Origin of the sequence: Streptomyces sp. NBC_01451, from assembly GCF_036227485.1 — a bacterium.
Taxonomy (GTDB): Bacteria; Actinomycetota; Actinomycetes; order Streptomycetales; family Streptomycetaceae; genus Streptomyces.
The window spans coordinates 10,004,257-10,021,278 of sequence record NZ_CP109479.1 but is presented as its reverse complement, the minus strand read 5'-3'; the positions used below and the strand labels follow the sequence as shown (position 1 = coordinate 10,021,278).

Annotated in this window: 11 protein-coding genes; 4 read left to right on the top strand and 7 right to left on the bottom strand. The window is 70.5% G+C overall.

The window, feature by feature from the left end:
• Positions 1–172: 172 nt before the first annotated feature.
• Positions 173–1,462: an MFS transporter gene (locus OG595_RS44160; protein ID WP_329282376.1), complete on the bottom strand. Its 1,290-nt coding sequence runs from the start codon at positions 1,460–1,462 to the stop codon at positions 173–175.
• Between the two features lie 631 nt (positions 1,463–2,093).
• Here OG595_RS44160 and OG595_RS44155 point away from each other — a divergent pair.
• Together OG595_RS44155 and OG595_RS45555 are read left to right on the top strand one after the other, a co-directional pair.
• Entirely contained in the window at positions 2,094–3,116 is a 1,023-nt protein-coding gene (locus OG595_RS44155) for a S66 peptidase family protein (RefSeq protein ID WP_329282374.1), read from the top strand.
• A gap of 326 nt (positions 3,117–3,442) precedes the next feature.
• On the top strand, positions 3,443–4,069 hold the full coding sequence (locus OG595_RS45555; protein ID WP_443073312.1) for a hypothetical protein: 627 nt from the start codon (positions 3,443–3,445) through the stop codon (positions 4,067–4,069).
• Between the two features lie 332 nt (positions 4,070–4,401).
• Here OG595_RS45555 and OG595_RS44145 read toward each other — a convergent pair whose 3' ends face one another.
• The 6 genes from OG595_RS44145 to OG595_RS44115 all read right to left on the bottom strand — a co-directional run bounded on the left by OG595_RS44145 (position 4,402) and on the right by OG595_RS44115 (position 15,608).
• Complete coding sequence (locus OG595_RS44145) at positions 4,402–4,611, bottom strand: hypothetical protein (protein WP_329283666.1); 210 nt, start codon at positions 4,609–4,611, stop codon at positions 4,402–4,404.
• Between the two features lie 1,453 nt (positions 4,612–6,064).
• Positions 6,065–7,066 carry a Fic family protein gene (locus OG595_RS44135; RefSeq protein WP_329282372.1) on the bottom strand — a complete coding sequence of 334 codons (1,002 nt, stop codon included), beginning with the start codon at positions 7,064–7,066 and terminating at the stop codon, positions 6,065–6,067.
• A 201-nt stretch (positions 7,067–7,267) separates the two neighbouring features.
• Entirely contained in the window at positions 7,268–8,536 is a 1,269-nt protein-coding gene (locus OG595_RS44130; RefSeq protein WP_329282370.1) for a TIGR02679 family protein, read from the bottom strand.
• Positions 8,526–12,623 (bottom strand): TIGR02680 family protein, encoded by a 4,098-nt coding sequence (locus tag OG595_RS44125; protein WP_329282367.1) that lies wholly within the window; start codon positions 12,621–12,623, stop codon positions 8,526–8,528. Before OG595_RS44125 ends, OG595_RS44130 begins: the two co-directional genes overlap by 11 nt.
• Positions 12,620–14,035 (bottom strand): TIGR02678 family protein, encoded by a 1,416-nt coding sequence (locus OG595_RS44120; RefSeq protein ID WP_329282366.1) that lies wholly within the window; start codon positions 14,033–14,035, stop codon positions 12,620–12,622. Before OG595_RS44120 ends, OG595_RS44125 begins: the two co-directional genes overlap by 4 nt.
• A 40-nt stretch (positions 14,036–14,075) precedes the next feature.
• Positions 14,076–15,608, bottom strand: coding sequence for a TIGR02677 family protein (locus tag OG595_RS44115; RefSeq protein ID WP_329282363.1), 1,533 nt, complete (start codon positions 15,606–15,608; stop codon positions 14,076–14,078).
• 651 nt (positions 15,609–16,259) lie between these two features.
• Here OG595_RS44115 and OG595_RS44110 point away from each other — a divergent pair.
• Both OG595_RS44110 and OG595_RS44105 read left to right on the top strand, forming a co-directional pair.
• A complete protein-coding gene (locus OG595_RS44110) occupies positions 16,260–16,382 on the top strand; it encodes a hypothetical protein (protein WP_329282360.1) in 123 nt (40 codons plus the stop codon).
• A gap of 47 nt (positions 16,383–16,429) precedes the next feature.
• Positions 16,430–16,948, top strand: coding sequence for a GNAT family N-acetyltransferase (locus OG595_RS44105; RefSeq protein WP_329282358.1), 519 nt, complete (start codon positions 16,430–16,432; stop codon positions 16,946–16,948).
• Positions 16,949–17,022: the final 74 nt, after the last annotated feature.

Here is a 17,022-nt window from a genome sequence, read left to right as displayed (position 1 = left end):
TGGCACGAGAACCCATGGCCGCCGGAAGGAATGAGAGAGCTGCTCCCGGTCAAGCCTCCTCGGTGACGGTCAGTCCGAGCGGTGCTGCAGGAATCGCGGCTTGTCAGCGGTCACGCATTTACGTGACCGTCCACACAGGGCCGCCCAGGCCCGAAGAGTCACCGCGAGGTGATCAGTCCTTGCTCTCCCCGGTAGCGGTTTGTGCGCCGTGCCGTGTCAGGTCAGCTGTCGAGGGATCAAGTCCGTCGGCAGTACGGGCCCTCCGGGTGGGAGAAAACGCCAGCACGAGTGCCTGGACGACTGCTCCGGACAGTCCGATCCACAAGGCGAAGCGATAGCTGACCTGGTCGGCGAGTACGCCGCCCAGTGGTGCACCCACCGCTACCATTCCCCAGTTCATCGAACGGATCGTCGCGTTCATCCGCCCGCGCAGCCGATCGGGTGTCACCGCCTGGCGGTAACTCATCTCCACCGGGCTTTCGGCGCCGATGGCCAGGGACACGAGGAAGAAGCCGAGGGACACGGAGGCAAGCGCCCACGATCCACGTTCGGCCAGGACCAGGGGCAGCCAGCCGATGGCAGCGAGCAGGCGGAAGGCGATCAGGGTGGCGCCGACGTCCAGTCTTCTGGCCACGCGCCCGGAGAGCGCACCGCCGAGTATCACACCGACACTCGCGCAGGCGTAGGTGACCCCCAGACCGAGTGCCCCGATCTTGAGGCTGTGCAGGGCGAAGACCACGAAGACCGTGCTCACCATGCTGTTGAAGAGGAGCATCGCGTGCGAGGTCAGGGCGATGGACGCCAGCGTGCGATGCCGGTAGACCCAGGCCACGCCCTCGCGCAGTTCTCTGCCCAGGCTGCGCCGTGCGCTTCGATCGGGGACGGGGTCGGGTGCCTTCACAGAGGCGAGAAGCAGGCCGGATATCAGATAGGTGAGGGCGTCGACCAGCACGGCAAGCGGCGCTCCCATGATCTTGATCAGTGTCCCGGCGATCAGGGGGCCGGTCGAGCCTGCCACTGCGTCGGCCTGTTGCACACGGGCGTATCCCGCGTTGAGCAGCTCTTTGGGTACCAGTTGTGGCACGTACGACTGGTTGGCCGCCTCGAACAGCAAAGACAGCACCCCGAACACGAAGACGAACATGCACAGTGCGGGGATGGTGAGCCGATCGAGCGCATACAGCACGGGTATCGCACCGAGCAGGACTGCCCTTCCGAGGTCCGTGGCGACCATCATCGGCTTGCGCCGCCAGCGGTCCACCACGACGCCGGCTATGAGTCCGAAGAGCAGATACGGAACCCAGCGGGCGGCGTTGACGATGCCGACCTCCGTAGCGGATGCGCTCAGCGCCACGGCGGTAAGGATCTGCAACGCCAGCCCTGTGACCTGAGAACCGAACGCAGATACGGCCGAGGCGGTCAGGAAACGTACGTACCCAGGGACTTCCACCAGGCGCGGCATGACCGGACCGTATCAGCGAAGATCACCGGCAGACGATGGCGGAACAGGCCACCCGACGACAGCAGACACGCGCCACTGTTGTCGGCTCTCATCGATATTTCCGACCGCTCTGATCGTTGAGTGCTGCCCGAAACCAGCGACAGACGTTGCCCACACCCGCCTACGAAGCCACCCGTTACTGGGGAGCACCGGCAGCACAGCACGTCTGCCCACTCCCCCACCTGGTCGGCGCACGCCGACCGGATTTCCTCCAGCAGCTCTGGGTAGTGCTCGCCGTACGTGCCCACCGCGTGCCACACCGCGTCCAGTGCCGCCTTCAACGAGTCGGGCTCGGCGGCAGCGAGCACAGCGGGAAGAGCGAAGTACAGCTGTGAGATCCGCTCGGGGCCGCGCACAGTGCCGGAGGCGTGCGCCGCCGCCGCGCCGTGCCCCGCACCCCCGGTCGGTGGCTGGTGTGATGCTATTTGACTCCACACGGGGCGGCTCCAAGTGGCCCCGTTTTGGGGACGATTCAGGAAGATCAAGCGTCGTGAAGTGGCCCCGGAGGGCGGCTTGTTCTGGGCCAGGGGCTTCGTGAATGGACGCCGGTAAATGTGTCGCGTGTTACTGAGGGTGTCGGGATACTGCCTCGGTGACTCTTACTGCGCTGCCTCAACTGCTTCGGCCTCGTGCCCTGAGGCCCGGAGATCTCGTCGCTGTCGCAGCGCTGTCCGGGCCGCTCCATGCCGCCAACGAGCCCGACCTCGAGCAGGCGGTGGTCGTGCTCAAGCGGATGGGATTCCGGGTGCGTCGGGCACCGCTCCTTGCAGGGGGGCGGCACCATTGGTGGAGCGCGGCTAGGCCGACGGAGATCGCCGAAGAGCTCAACGCTCTTCTGCGAGATCCCGAGGTACGCGCGGTCATCGCGCATGACGGCGGCCAGACGGCGCTCGGATACCTCGATCTGATCGACTTCGAGGCGATCACTGCCGACCCCAAGCCGATCCTCGGTTTCAGCGACATCTCGCTGCTGCATCTGGTGTTCTACGCGCGCACGGGTCTGGTCGGCTTCCATTCCGACCTGGCCACCCCTGGACTCGGCGGACACTGGCAGCGCGCGACTGCGGCACGCAGGGCGGAACTCGAGGAGCTCTACTCGACGTTGCTGACCGGAACCGAGCCGATCGGCCCGCTGCCCGCCACCCCGACGTGGGAGTGCTGGCGTGCCGGTCGCACCGAAGGCCGGCTGATCGGCGGAGTGATCAACCGCATTGTGCTGAACCAGGCGACGTCCTACGCGCTGCCGCTCGAAGGGTTCGACGGCGCGGTGCTGTTCTGGGAGGAGGCGGGTGGCCTGGCAGCGCATGTGTGGAGCTACCTGCAGGTACTGCGACACGCCGGCATCCTCGATCGGATCTCCGGCATGGTCGTGGGCATCCCGGACGGGATCGACGGCCTCCACTCGCCCGACGCGTCCCCGACCCTGCGCGAGATCGTCCTCGATGTCCTCGGCGACCGTGACATCCCGGTCCTGGGCAACGTCGAGTTCGGACACGCCGGCCCGAATCTGCCGATGCCAGTCGGTATCCGCGTGGCCCTCGACGCGGAGCAGCGGACATTGTCGCTGCTCGAACCGGCAGTACGCCCGCTCACGAGAAGCCTGGCGGGCAGCTGAAACATGCGGATCGCGAACCGACAGCCACGACTGGAGTCACTGCGCTGATTGTGTCGGTGGGAAGCGGCAGCTCGTGCTGGTGAGTGCCGGGAACACTTGATCGCCAAGTGGCTGTTTGGGTCGGATCGGGTGGTGGTTCTCGCTCGCGGATCCTGAGAGATCCGGCAGGGGGAACCGGGGCGCCGGAGCGGAGTACTCAGGAGGGCCACGCCTTGAAAATGCGATGGCTCGCCACCAGGCGCGCTGCCACGATTGCGGGCGTGATCACTCCGGAGACTCCGGACTGCCTGATCGTGACGGGGATACCCGGGGCCGGGAAGTCGACGGTGACCAGACTCGTCGCCGAGCGCCTGCCACGCTCCGCCCGGCTGGACGGCGACTTCATCAACAGGCTGATCGTCAGCGATCACGTCCGGGCTCTTGGTGAACCTGCCGACGAGGCGGCGCGGCAGGTGGAGCTGTGCAACCGCAATCTGTGCACGCTGGCGAACAACTTCTCCGACGCCGGCTTCACGCCCGTGATCGATTGGGTGATCCCCTCACTATCCAGACCCAAGCAGGACTGGGCGCTGACCTACATCCACGACGTCGAAGTCTTCCTCACCGAGTCGCCCAGGGCCCGGAAACGTCAACTGGTCGCGCTCGGGCAGTTGTCGACGTACTCCTGTGACTGCGCCACCGAGTACGGAGATATCTGCACCAGCGTGAGGGCGGGACGGCCTGGATCATCTCGCGGGCATGGCGGGGGTGGGGAGGTGAACCTCCAGCACGACTGCGCCGCCGGCCACGGTCCGGTCTTCGTGCATGTTGATCTGCTGGCCGGTTTTGACGTGCGTCCAGTGAGTGGGAGTGAGGGGAACGAGGCGGACAGTGGCCCGGCCGCCAGGCTCCAGAACGGGCATGTCCTCAACCCAGAGCCCGGCGATACTCACCGAAGCGGCGCCGGTGGGTGAGAGGTTCCCGATGTCCCACATGGGTCGCAGAACACCGTGGCCGGAGATTGGTGTCTTGCGTCGGGCCTCCGTGGGTGGACGAAGCGCCAGATCCGCCCGGATCATTCCGTTTCGGATCTCGGAACGCCGCCAGTGGCACCAAGCCGCGCTCCGCTCAAGGCCGAGTTACTCAGCCGCCTCGGCAAGCTGCTCCCAGAACGTCAAGGGCAGCGGTTTGCCCGTCTCCGAGCTCCTCCAGGACGCTCAGAGCGATCTGCCATTCGTCGTGGGCGAGGTAGTCCCAGACGTCTTGCACCGAGATGTTGTCAATCCCCTCGGACTGTGGAGATCTTCTAAGCGGCCAGCTCCAAGGCGGAGTTGGCCCGGTGGTCGTGTTCGTAGTCGATCGGACTCTGATATCCACACACGCTGTGTAGCCGGTGCGTGTTGTAGAAGCCGGTGATCCAGGTCGCGATCCGCAGCCGGGCCTCGGTGCGGGTTGCGAACAGGTCGCTGTGCAGAGCAATGCCAACGAGGTCGTCCGTGGTACGAACAGCACGCACAGGTACGTAAGGAGCACGATGCGCCGGATGACCGGGGTCAGGTTGTCATAGCGGACCTGCCCGGCCGACACCCCTCAAATATGCAGGTCTCGAAGTCAAGGCCCAGAGCCCTTGCGGAGAGAGCGTCGTTTCACCGGACGTGACGAGCCGCGGCTGCGAGGTAGGCATCGATGGCTGCGCGTGCAGCGTGATCCCGGTCGCGACGGTCGTCGTCGTCCTGAGCCCAGTGGATGGCTCTGGTTGTCCGATATGCGTTCTGAGCGGTCTGTACGAAGTCGGAGTCGTCAACAAGGAGTTGCAGCTCCGCCAGCGCCGCCCATGCAGCCGGGCGGGTGCTTCTCGATAGTTCATCAGCTCGCGTGGCATCAGCCCCCTCGGAGTCCTGCTGTCGACTCAACCATTGATCAAGTTCAGCTCGACGGAGGCTATGGAGGGTCTGTGCCAACGTGCGGAAGGCGGCCAGCCGTAGCTCGCGCATTCGCTCGCTCTCTTGAACACGTCGAATGCGCTCCGCTGAACGGGCCTGCAAGACGTAGGCAACGACGGACCCCAGCAAGGTCCCGACCATAGCAAGGACAGCAGACAGGAACCCCCACATAGGTCAAGGAGAGCACGGCTACTGCCAGGAAGGAATTGTGGCCGCTAGGCGCGTTGTCCTTCGCGTAGAGGCTGCCAGGCACGCGGCACCTCAGCTGGCTTGCACATCGAGGCGTGCAAGGATTCCGTCGAAGATCTGCTCGCGTGCGACCTGCCCCTTGGCGGCCGCGTCGTCTCGCTGGCGTTCAAGGGTGGACCGGAACTCGATCGTGACTCTTCGGACAGGACCAGGTCGCCGAAGTCGAGATTACCCATCTTGGCCTCCTTCGACCGGGCGACGTACTCCCCCCGGGGCCTCGGCGAGGTGCGGCACGCCGAGCTGCCCGGCCGTGGTGCGGATGCGCTTGCTGGTCAGCTCGCTCAACTCAGGTAACCACAGGCGATGTTGCCGCCCAGTCCCGCCGCCGGGAGGGCCCGGGTGATGAGGATCGGCCGCTGATGGCCTTGTTGAACCGCCCTCCGGTGTCGGCTTCACGGTGACGGGGCGGGGGCCGGTCAGTTCGCCAGGGACCGAAAGAGGCCGATGGCCGACCTCGATGCGCACGGCAGCCGCCCCATCCGTCGGTTGTCATCCTTTGGCAGCCCGTCCCAGTGCCCCTCGTTCCTGATGACGGCACCGCGGCCCGCTGCCCGGGCATGGGTGGCAAGAGGCGTCTGCCCATGCCGGCCAGGGGTGGTGGCATGCAGCACGATCTGGGACTTCGTGGCCCTGCTCTCGACTTCACGTCGGCACCCTGGACACTGCGGTCGGCCACGGCAAGCGACACCCAGCCCACAGTCTCGATCCGGTGATCCGTCGCCGTACTCATCAGGTGGCTCCTTCGGGGAAGGTCACACCTGATTCATGGCACCCCCCTCACGGCCGACGGTAGGGCTCGCGGTACAGATCAGCGTGGACCTCCGCACGGACCTCGGTACGGATCTTCCGGAGGGCAGTGCCGCCGACGTACCGCTGGGTGCGGGCGTGGCCGACGGACTCGACGAGGTCCAGGCGGCGCAGGGTACGGAGGTCGGCGAGGGCCTGGTCGCGGGTGAGGGATTCCTCGGCCTGGTAGGTGGTGCGCCGCAGGTGCCCCTCGGCGGCGGCGTACAGGGCCGAGACGGTGCGTTCGCCGAGACGGTGCTGCTCGGCGAGGTGTTCCAGACGGAACCAGAGCCGGGCCGCCGCTTCGAAACGGCGCTGCACCTCCTGGGCCTGGAGGTGGTGGGCGGTCAGGCAGAACCTGATCCAGGAGGCGGCGTCGCGCTCCGGCTGCCAAGAGCCGGCTTGGACATCGCGGAGGGCGCCGTAGTACTCAAGGGTGTTGTACGTGTCCGCGCCGAGCCACTCCTCGATGCTGGAGAACTCGGGGGCGAGGATGTCCTCGCGCCCGAGGACGAGGGTGTGGACGGCACGGGGCATCCGGCCGTTGCCGTCGCGCCAGGGGTGGATGGAGACCAGGTTGAAGTGAGCCATGGAGGCCCGTACGAGGGCCGGGGCGTCAAGGTCCCCTTCGGTGAGCCAGTGGACGAGCTCGTCCATCAACTCGGGCACCTGCCCAGGGTCCGGGGCCGTGTACACCGGCGGACGGTTCGGGCCGCCGGAGACCCCCACGCCGCTGGTGCGGTACTCGCCGGGGCGCACCTCCCGGTCGACACCCCGGGCCATCATGAAGTGCAGGGCCGAGAGCAGGGTGTGGTCCCAGGAGAAGATCTGGAAGTTCGCGGCATGCTGGATGTAGGTGAGGGCGTCGCGGTAGCCCGTGACGGCGTTACGGGTCGCCTCGTCGGTCTCAGGAGAGACGTCCCCGCCGGCGATCAGGGTCTCGGCGTCCTCGGCGCTGATCGTGTAGCCCTCGATGTGGGTCGATCCCCGCACAGCGGCCGCGGTGAGCGACCGGCGGAGTTGCCCCTCCCAGCGCCGAGGCTGGGCGAGCCGACGACGGAACTCGGTACGGAGCGCCTCGATCTCGTCGATGACGCGGAGGTCGTCCGAGGTCAGGGAAGGCGTGGCGAACAGCAGCCCTCGACACTACGACCCACGTAGGGTCGCCGCGTCCGGTCAGTCGGGGTAGTGGGGTCAGGTAAGGGCGAGGTCGGACAGGAGAGCGGGCAGGAGGCGTTCCTCCATGACCGCGCTGCCCGATTCCGCCATGGCCGGCGCCAGTCCGGGATCCCAGGAACTGGCAGCGGGTGGTCCCACGAGAGGTGTGGACTCGCCCTCTCCGAGGGCCGCCGTGTAGTCGGCGGTGGTCATCCGCCAGGGGTGGGCGCCGTGGCGGACCACGGCGTCCGAGGTGATGCGCAGGCCCGCCCAGTCGAAGTCGGCGCGCCAGTACAGCCGTGCTCCGGCGCGTACGGCGTCGCCGAGCAGTTTGTGGCAGGCGGCGGACGGGACTCCCTCGGTGCAGACCAGGGCGGCGCCGGTGTTCCGCAGTTCGCCGGCCGCGGCGCGCAGGACGGCCGGGTTCTCGCAGACGAAGATGGTGTGGGCGGCAGGGACGACGGGGTCGGTGGTGAGCTGGTGGAGGGTGAGCCGGAACGGTATGCCGAAATCGGCGGCGTCACGCAGCCAGTCGCAGACGACGGTGTCTCCCCTGGCTCCGATGTTGAGGACGAGGACCTGGCTGGCGAGGTCGTCCGCGATGGCTCCGACGCTCACCCAGAGGGCGCGCCGCCCGGCCCGGTCGCGCGGTACGGCCGGACCATCGCCGTTGCGCAGGGTGAGGGCGCGCAGGACGAGCTGTTCGAGCGCGGTGCCGGGCACGAGGGCTTTGGTGTCGCCGGTGGCCCACTCGGCGAGGACGGGAAGCGGCAGGACACCGGCCGAGGACCCGGGAACCGATTCCCCGAAGAGTCGCTCCAGGACGTGCACCGCCGCGTCAAGGAGCCGCACGTCCCCCCGGCGTACGAGACGGGTGAGGGTACCGTCGGCGGCGATCCGGTCCAGCCAGGCGGCGAACCATCCTTGTCCGGCGAGCCGGCTGGTGTGGGCGGCCTTCAGGGCCCGGTCTCGGTGGGCCCCCTCGTCGGCGCGTTCTGCCGGCCGGTCGCGCAGCGGGCCGTGCATCTGGCCGAGGGTCTGGAGGAGACCGGTGCCGTAGCGGTCGTAGAGATAGCCGTCCAGGTCGCCCAGGGGTACGGCGAGACGTTTGGCGGTCTCGGGCCGGTAGCGGCCGGTGACGCCGATGACGGTGCGGCGCTCCGCCTCGCTGGGCGTCGTGAGTCCTACGTCGCCGTCGAGGGCACCGCCGGTGCGCTCCAGTCTGCGGCGGGCCGCGGCGAGCAGCCGGGTCCAGCCCTCGCCCCGGAGTTCGTCGTACGCCGACGGATCACGCTCAGTGGACAACCTCCGCCTCCTCGGGCACCGGAACGCGCCGGGTGCCGGGCGAGCCGAGGGCGGCGGTGAGGTCGCCGGTGTCGTCGGCGAGGAGCCGGTCACCGTCCCAGACCAGCAACAGCGCGGAGACGGTGTGGTCGACGGCGGTGTGCGCGAGGTCGTAGTGGGCGGCGGCGGACACGGAGGCGTGGGCGGCCCACAGGTCGTAGCCGGTCATGAACAGGTCGAGGTCGAACTGCGCCGCCAGCGACATGAGTTCGCCGCGCCCCGTGTCGTCCACGCCCGCGAAGGCCTCGTCGAGGGCGAGCAGACGCGGGGCGTGCGGGTCGGCGGAGTTGAGCATGGCGTGGGCGGCGGCGAACAGCGGCAGGTGCAGCGACACGGACTGCTCACCGCCCGACAGCCGGCTGTGCCGGGCGCGGGTGAGCCGCTCCTCGCTCCTGTCGGGGCGGACGAGCTGGAACGCGAACTGCCGCCAGCGCCGGTAGTCGAGGACCTCGGCGAGCAGCTCGCGGTAGGTCTGGTCACGGTGGCGGGCGCGGGCGGTCTTGATCTGCGCCGCGAAGTGCGTGCGCACGCGGGCGAGTCCGTCGGGGCCCAGGCGGGCGGCGTCGGCGTCGAGGAGGCCGCAGACCGTGCGCTGTTCGTCGTCGAGGTGGTCGGCGAGCAGCCAGCTCACCCCGACCGTCGTCCCTGAGGACATCTGCCGCTTGCGCATGTCGCTGTTCATGCGCCGGATCAGGTCGCGGGCGTCGACGGTGCGGTCGTGGATCTGCTGGGCGAGCCGGGTGAGCAGGGCGTCCTCCAGGATGCGCTGCTCGGACTCGGAGAGCAGTTCGGACTGGTCCCGGCGGTGGGAGGAGATCTTCTGTGCGAAGGCGGCGACGGGCAGCGGGCCCTCTTCGTCTGCCACGCGGACGAGAATGACACCGTCGGAGCCGTCCCATTCGGGCCGGTAGTCCTGTCCGGCGGCGGCGAGCTGTGCCTGCAGGTCGTCCAGGGCCTTGGTGAGCCGGGTGACGGACTGCTTGAGGCTGGTCTCGGTGGGGGTGAGGTCGCGGGTCGCGGCGAGGATCGCCTCGTGCACGGCGACCACGGCCGGCGGGAGTGCCTCGCCGGCCCAGTCGGCCTCCTGGGCGGGCCAGGCGAGGCCGGGCGGGCAGCGCAGGATGTCGAGGAGTTCGCGGGCTGCGTACGGACGCAGGGAGCGGGCGGTGTCCTTCTGCTCCGTCGCGGCGACCGCCCCGGCCTCGTCGGCGGCCGTACGGCGGGCTTCGGCCGCCGCGGAGCCCGCGATCGCGGCGTGCTGGGCGGTGCGGGCCGCCTCGGCCTCCCGGGCCAGGGCGTCGATCCCGTCCTCGGCTTCCTTCACCTGGCGCATCACCTCCTGCGCCTCGGCCCCGACAGCGTCCTGGAGGGCCTCAAGTCCCGCGGCCTCCTCGGTGTGCCGGCGCCGCGCGACGCGCTCGGTGTCCAGCGCCGCCTCCTCGTCCTCGGCGGCGGCGGTGAGCCGGTCGGCGCCCGCCTGGGCGGCCTCGGTCTGGCGGGCGTGCTCGCGGCGGCGGGCGGACAGTTCGCGTACCGCCGCCTCGAAGGCGCGGGTGGCGGTCTCCACGGCGTCGACGCGCTCGACCTCGATGCCGTGCTCGGCCGCGGTACGGCGCAGGGCGCGCGCGGCGATCGAGCAGGCGGCCACCGACTCGTCGTACGTGGCCTGGGCTGCGTCGGCGGCGTCGCGGGTGGCACGCAGCCGCTCCGCTGCCCGGTCGAGGTCGCGCAGGGCCTGCGTGATGTCGTTGGTGCGGGGCAGGGCGGCCCGGGCGGCGGAATACACCTCCAGGGCGGCTTCCGTACGGGCCCGGGTGCGCGCCAACTCGTCGAGCTGTGCGGAGAGTTCGGCCAGCAGCGCCTCGCAGGCGGCGATCCGGGCGGCCCGCCTGCGGGCGCGGGCGGTGGCGCCGACGTACTCGGCGTACTCCTTGCTGTGGGCACCGGCCAGGACACCGGCCGCGTACCGGCCGTCGGGGCCGATCCGCGGGGTTGCGGTGTCGAGGTCTCCGGTGACGGCGACGGAGCGCAGTACGGCGGTGATCCGCGCGGCCGGGATCGCGGCGGGGTCCCCCGGGGCGCCGGGGTTGTCGGGCCGCAGCAGATCGGCGAGGCTCGGTCCGCTCACCGGGGCTCCGGCCCGGAGGTAGGCCTCGCTGTGCCCGGCCTCCACCGGGGTGTCCTGCGCTGTGACGAGGGCGTCGAGGAGGCCCGACGCCTCCAGGGCCGCTTCCAGTCCCGCTCGCTGAGTGTCCGTCAGCTTCTCGTCGAAGTCGACGAGTTGCCACAGTGGTGTGCCTTCGTCGAGCCTCCGGGTGGCGGTGCGTGCCCGGGCCGGGGGCGGGGCGTCGTCGTGTTCGGCGGCGATCCGGTCGCGTTCGGCCTCGGTCTCGGCGTGGCGGCGCTCGACGTCGGTGCGCTGTGCGCGCAGGGCGGCAAGGGTGTCGCGCTGTTCCTGCACGGCGGGAGCGGTGGCCTCGGTGAAGGCGTCGGCGAGCGTCACCGCATCCGTCTCGCCGGTGAGTTCGAGGGCTTCGGCGAGCCGGGAAGCCCCCTCCTGCGTCAGCAGCCGGCCGTGCGCCTCCGTCCACCGGCCGAGCGCCGTACGGGCCTGTTCACGGGCGGATTCGAGGGCCGACTCGGCTGCGGTCTCCGCGGTTTCGGCCGCGGTGACGGCCTCTTCGGCACGGTCGAGCGAGACGCGGGCGAGGTCGCGGGTCTGCTCGGCGCCGCGTGCCGCCTGCTGAGCGGCACGCACGGCCCGCACGCCTTCGTACCGGGCCGCGGCCAGCGCGGCGGAGCGTTCGGCGAGGCGGACGGGTTCGGCGTCGGCCGGGGTCCACGGAAGGCCGGAGGTGTGGGCGTGGTCGGCGACGGCGGCGGCGTCCCGGGAGACGGCGGCGTCGAGTTCGGCAGCGATCCCGGCGGCGTGTTCGGCCTCGGCGCGGGCGCGGCCGGTGGCTGCCGTACGGCGTTCGCGTTCGGCGGTGGCCTGCCGGGCGGTCTGCTCGCAGGTGCGTACCAGGCGTTCCAGGTCGGCCAGTTGCTCGACGGCCTGGTAGGCGGCGGAGGAGCGCAGCTGGTCCAGGCGGGCGCGCTGGGCGGCGAGCGAGGCGTCGGCCGACTCGGCGCGGGTCTCGGCGGCGGCCTGCTGCTCGCGGGCCGCCGCCAGCTCCACGGTGGCGGCGCGCAGTGCCGCGGCGCGCTCGGCGGTCTCGGTGCGGCGGGCGGTGAGCCGGTCCGCGGCGGAGCGGGCGTGGACGCGCAGGTAGGTGGAGTAGCTCGCGAGGAAGGCACGGGTGGCGTCGTCGGCGGCCACCAGCCCCTCCAGGGTGCGCTGCACGGACTCCATGTCCTCGAAGGAGCGGGCCGCCTCGGCGATCAGGTCGTCGTCGAGCGGGCGCAGACCGGCGGTGAGGGTGTCGGAGAGCCTGGCCGGGTCGAGGTTCTTGGCGAGCTGCGGGCGGCGCAGCGTGAGGATCAGGGTGAGCAGTTGCTCGTACCGCTCCGGGCCGAGACCGAACAGGCGCCGGTCGACGGCGGCGCGGTAGTCGGCCGTGGAGGCGATCAGCTCGCGTCCGAGTTCGGCGGCGAGCTGCTTCTTCGTCATCGGCCGGTCGTCGTGGGTGAGGAGCGAGAAGTCCTCGCCGACGCGGCCTTCGGCGACGAAGTGCCAGCGGGCGGGCGTGTCGCGGTGCCGCTGGGCGTGCAGCCCGATGCCGCAGGTGACGGTCTCGCCAGTCTCACGGTGGGTGAACTCGATCCAGACGTAGCCGAGCGCGCTGTCCTGCCCGCGGAAGAGCAGGTTCGACTTCATCGTGCGGTCCTCGGCGGCGAACGGGTTGAGCCGCTTGGGGTCGATACGGCCGTCGAGGACGAACGGGAAGAGGACTTCCAGCGCCTTGGTCTTGCCGGACCCGTTGGGACCGCGCAGCACCAGCCAGCCGCCGGCGAAGGAGAACTCCTCGTCCCGGTAGTCCCACAGGTTGATGATCCCGGCGCGGGTAGGGACGTAACGGGCGGCGGGGGTGGGAGCGGGGGTGCTCACGGAGTGGGATCCTTGGCGGTGTCGTCGGCGAACAGGTCTGTCTGGACAGGCAGTTGGGCCACCGTACGAGTTTTCACCCGGGCAGTGACCCCGCGGTAACGGGCGATCAGGGGAAGAGCGAGGGCTCCGCCGTCGACCCGGACGATCAGCGACATGGCCGCGAGCAGGTCGAGAGCCTGACCGAGCAGCCGGTCCGGGTCGCCGCGCAGATCGGCGGCGAAGCCCGCGCCGTACTCGACGGTGATCTCCCTGAGCCTGCCGCGGAGCCAGGAGTCCGTGACGAAGGGGTAGCGGGTCTCCGTGGGCTCCTGCCTCTCGTCACCGGGCGTCCCGACCACCGACTCCTCACCCGGCCCGGCGAGTTCGGCGACCAGCCCGCGCGCGGGCAGGGCACCGTCGATCCGCCGGGCACGGGCAGCGAGGCGTTCGGCGGCGGTGGGCGCGGGCAGCAGTTCGAGGGCGTGCCGTCCGCCGCGCTGCACGGCGGCACTGATCCGGGCGGCGAGCAACAGCGCGGCCTGCGCGACGGTACCGCCGCCGGGGAAGCGCGTGTCGGAGAGCCGGCCGGAGGTGTCGACGAGCGCCACGCCCTCGGCCCGCCGCTCCACCGCCAGCCCGGTCAGCCGCTCCAGGTCCTCGGCGAGGGCGGGGGCCCGCAGCTGGCCCAGGAGTTCGGTGTCGGCGTCGGCGTAGTAGGCGACCGGGTTCTCCAGCACCAGACGTCGGGCGCGGCGGGCCTGGTCGCGGCGCTGGGCGGCACGGCCTGCGGACAGGCCCAGCGCGCCCCCGGAGTCGAGCAGCGCGGTGACGGAGGTCAGGTGCTGGAGGACCCGGGTCGGGTGGTGGACGGCGAGGAGAATCTCGCGGTCGATGTCGTACAGGGCCTCGGCTCGCTCGGGATCGCCGGCCCAGGCGGTGGCGGAACCGTCGGCGAGGGTGAGCGCGCCTCGTTCGGTGAGCCAGGTGACGGCGTCGACGAACGCGTCGCGGTCGGGCTTGCGCGCGGTGTCGAGGCCGAGCCCGTCGATGCGTACGGCGTCGGCGGCGACCGCGTCGGCCAGCTCGCCCAGCGCCACCTGCGCGCCATGGCGGCCCAGGGCCGCGAGAGCGAGCACGAGGTAGGCGTAACGGCGGCGGTCGAAGGGGCGTCCCGCGCGGGTGAGGGCCGGGCGGGTGGCGTCCAGAGCGTCCTGGGCACGCTGGAGCCGGGCGGTGTCCGCGGTGGTGACGAGACGGTAGCCGAGCGTCTCCATCAGGTCGGTGCGCAACTGGTCGGCCCAGCGGCGCACGGTCGCCAGCGCCCCACGGTCCGGGTATCCGGGCGTGACCAGCGGATGACGCAGGACCAGCCGTACCGCCTTCTGGTAGTCGGCGAGTTCGAGAGGGGAGACGCCCTCGGCGACACCGCTCATACGGCGACCCCGCTCACGACGGTCTCACTCACGACGACCCTCATGCTGTGACCTCCAGTCGCAGCCCGTCAAGGTGAAGCAGGCCGCGCACGGTGTCCACGGTGGTGGAGCCCTCGGCGGGGGTGAGAGTGAGCCGTACCCCGTGGGCGGACCCGGAGGCGGCGGTGACCAGACGGCTGGCGGGGACACGGGCGGCGAGGGCCACGTCCAGCAGAGCGAGCAGCGCACGCGTCTCGGGCTCGTCGAGCGTCCGGCCGTACACGCCGTCCGACGCGAGGGCGTTCGCGGCGCCACGGCGCTCGGCCTGGTCCCTCAGCTGCCCGGCGCGCAGCAGGGCCCGCCGGTCCTCGTCGCGTTCGATGCGACCGGGGCCGTGCAGGGCGGGGGTGCGGCCGGACTGGACCAGTGTGCGGGCGAGTTCGACCGGTTCGGCCTCCCACCAGGACGTACGCCCCGGGATCTGCTCGGGGTCGGCGTACGGGACGGCGATGTGGCGGGGCGCCCCGAGCCCGAAGACCGCCTGGAACAGGGCGTGCGCGTCCTCGTCGCTCTCGCAGGAGGTGAACCACCCGGCGAGATGGCGCAGTTGACTCTCCCGGCTCACCCCGCCCCGGCGCGCCTCGGTGACCCGGCGCAGCAGGGCGAGGACGGACCGGATCGCGGTGACGGTGGCGTCCTGCAGCCGCTCGGTCTCACTGTGCTCGCGCTCCGCGAACCAGTGCACGATGCCGTCCCACCGGTGCCGCCAGTCCGCCAGCCGCTCGGCGGGGCTGCGGAAGAGCCGTTCGTCGGCCTCGGCCGCATACTCGATCATCCGGTCCACACCGGTGGCCGCGGCCTTCTCCACGGCCTCGGCGAGCAGCGGGGCGTAGCGGCCGAGTTCGGCGGTGAACTCCCGCATGTGCGCGAGAAGGGTGTCCTTGTGGGCGAGGAACACCTCGGGCCGGGTGTCGTTGGTGCGCGCCAGGTCGCCCAGCATGAGGTAGAAGCGGGCGGCGCGCTGCGCCATCTCGTTCAGCACCGAGTCGAGCCGGCCCAGCTTGCGGTACACCTCCTCGCCGTCGCCCGCGGTACTTGCCTCGGCCAGCGCGCGCAGGTCGCCGAGGATGTCCGGGAAGACGAGACGGGAGAGCTGAGCGTCCTCAAGACTCGCCCCGAGGACGTCCTCCACAGCCCGGTACGCCCGGTATCCGGCCTGGGTGAACTGATACACGTAGTGGCGGTTGCGGTACTCGGCCAGGTTCGCGGCGCGCGTCCCGTCGTACGAGCGGTCCAGGACCTGCCACTCCGCGAGCGCGTCGAGCAACGGCTGAACCCCGGCCGTCCCGCCGACAGCGCCCGCGCCGGGATGGTCGGCGGCGAGCCGCTCCAGCAGCCCGACCGCGTCCGAGGCGTGCAGCAGCACCTGGTAGTTGGCGCGTCCGCGGTCGAAGGCCCGCAGCAGCCACAGGTACTCGTGGCGCTTCTCGGCGGCGGCGAAGTGGAACAGCCGCAGCCGGTCGTCGAGGGAGAACGCGTCGATACCGAACGCGCCCTCGTCGACGGGGACCGGGGCGTCGGGCTCGTCACTCACGGATCCGTGGGCTCCCCTTGCTTCGGCTGATACCCGTCCGGCCGGACATCAGAGGACCCGCACCAGTCTGCCGCACCCCGACCAGTGCGTGTGAACCGCTCCCCCGCCCATGCCACCGGTGATACCGTGCGCTCCCCTCCCCCCGCCGACGGGCCGGCCGCGTCAGCGGGCTACGGGAACGGGGTGGTCTCTTCCCGTCGCCGTGCAGGCTGGTGATCGCACCCTTCCGCAGCCGGACCACCGAGCCCGGTGGGACCGCCACCCGGATCCCGGCCCCCGTCCCCCGACGGTCCACGCGAACGCCAATGACGCGCTCCGTAAGCAGGGCACGGCAGCGGCCCGGGGCCAGGGCACAGTCGCTCGGCGATGTCGTTCCGTTCCAGTCGCGGGCGTCAACGGGACCGCACACGAATCACCGGACCAAACGCTCAGTCAGAAAGGCTCGACCATCCCGCCCTCGAACACGACCCTCAGCAAAGCGCGGGTGCGTCAATTTTGATTTGCACTCCCGCAGCACGCGGGAGTTGGTGTTTCCATCGTGCGGGCGAAAATTCGCTCAGGACGCAGGCACCGCCCAGGTCCTCACCACCTTGAACCGCGACGCCGTCGAAGTCGCCGACGCCACAGATAGGGCACCTCCAGGGGACCTCAATGAATGGGGCACTGATCTCAGCGCGCCTCGGCCTGGTCCACCTCGCCGCCGCTCTCGCCCGCGCCCTCAACACCGACATCACCGTCACCGTCAAACGACAGCGAGTCGCCGTCGGCGACTGAGGCACCCACACCGCCGACGTCGCCACCCGCATCATGAAGGAGCACCCGTGAACCTCCACCACCGAACCCCCGCCCCCACTCCACGCCTCGCCTTCCGGCAGATGACCCCGGACGACCTCGACGATATGGCCGTACTCCTCGGCGACCCGAACGTGATGCGCCACTACCCCCGCCCCAAGACCCGGGAGGAGGCACTGGCCTGGATCGAATGGAACCAGCACCTGTACCAGCGAGAAGGACACGGACTCTGGCTGGTCACCCTGCGGAACACCGGCGAGTTCGTCGGCGACTGCGGCCTGACCCCCCAAGAGATCGAAGGAGTCACCGACCTGGAGGTCGGCTATCGCGTCCGGGCCGACCTCCAGGGGAACGGCTATGCCACCGAGGCCGCGGCCGCCTGCCGTGACCACGCCCGCGACGTCCTCGGCGCACAGCGCCTCATCGCGATCATCCGACCAGACAACCAGCCGTCGCAACGTGTCGCCGAGAAGATCGGCCTTCCCTTCGAACGCGACGCCGTGTCACGGTCGGGCCTGCCTGTCCGCATCCACGCCACGACTCTGTGAGAGCCGCAACCACAAACCCATTCGGGCAGTTGCCTTACCCGGCTTCCCCGTTACGGATCGCCGACCGCACCGTC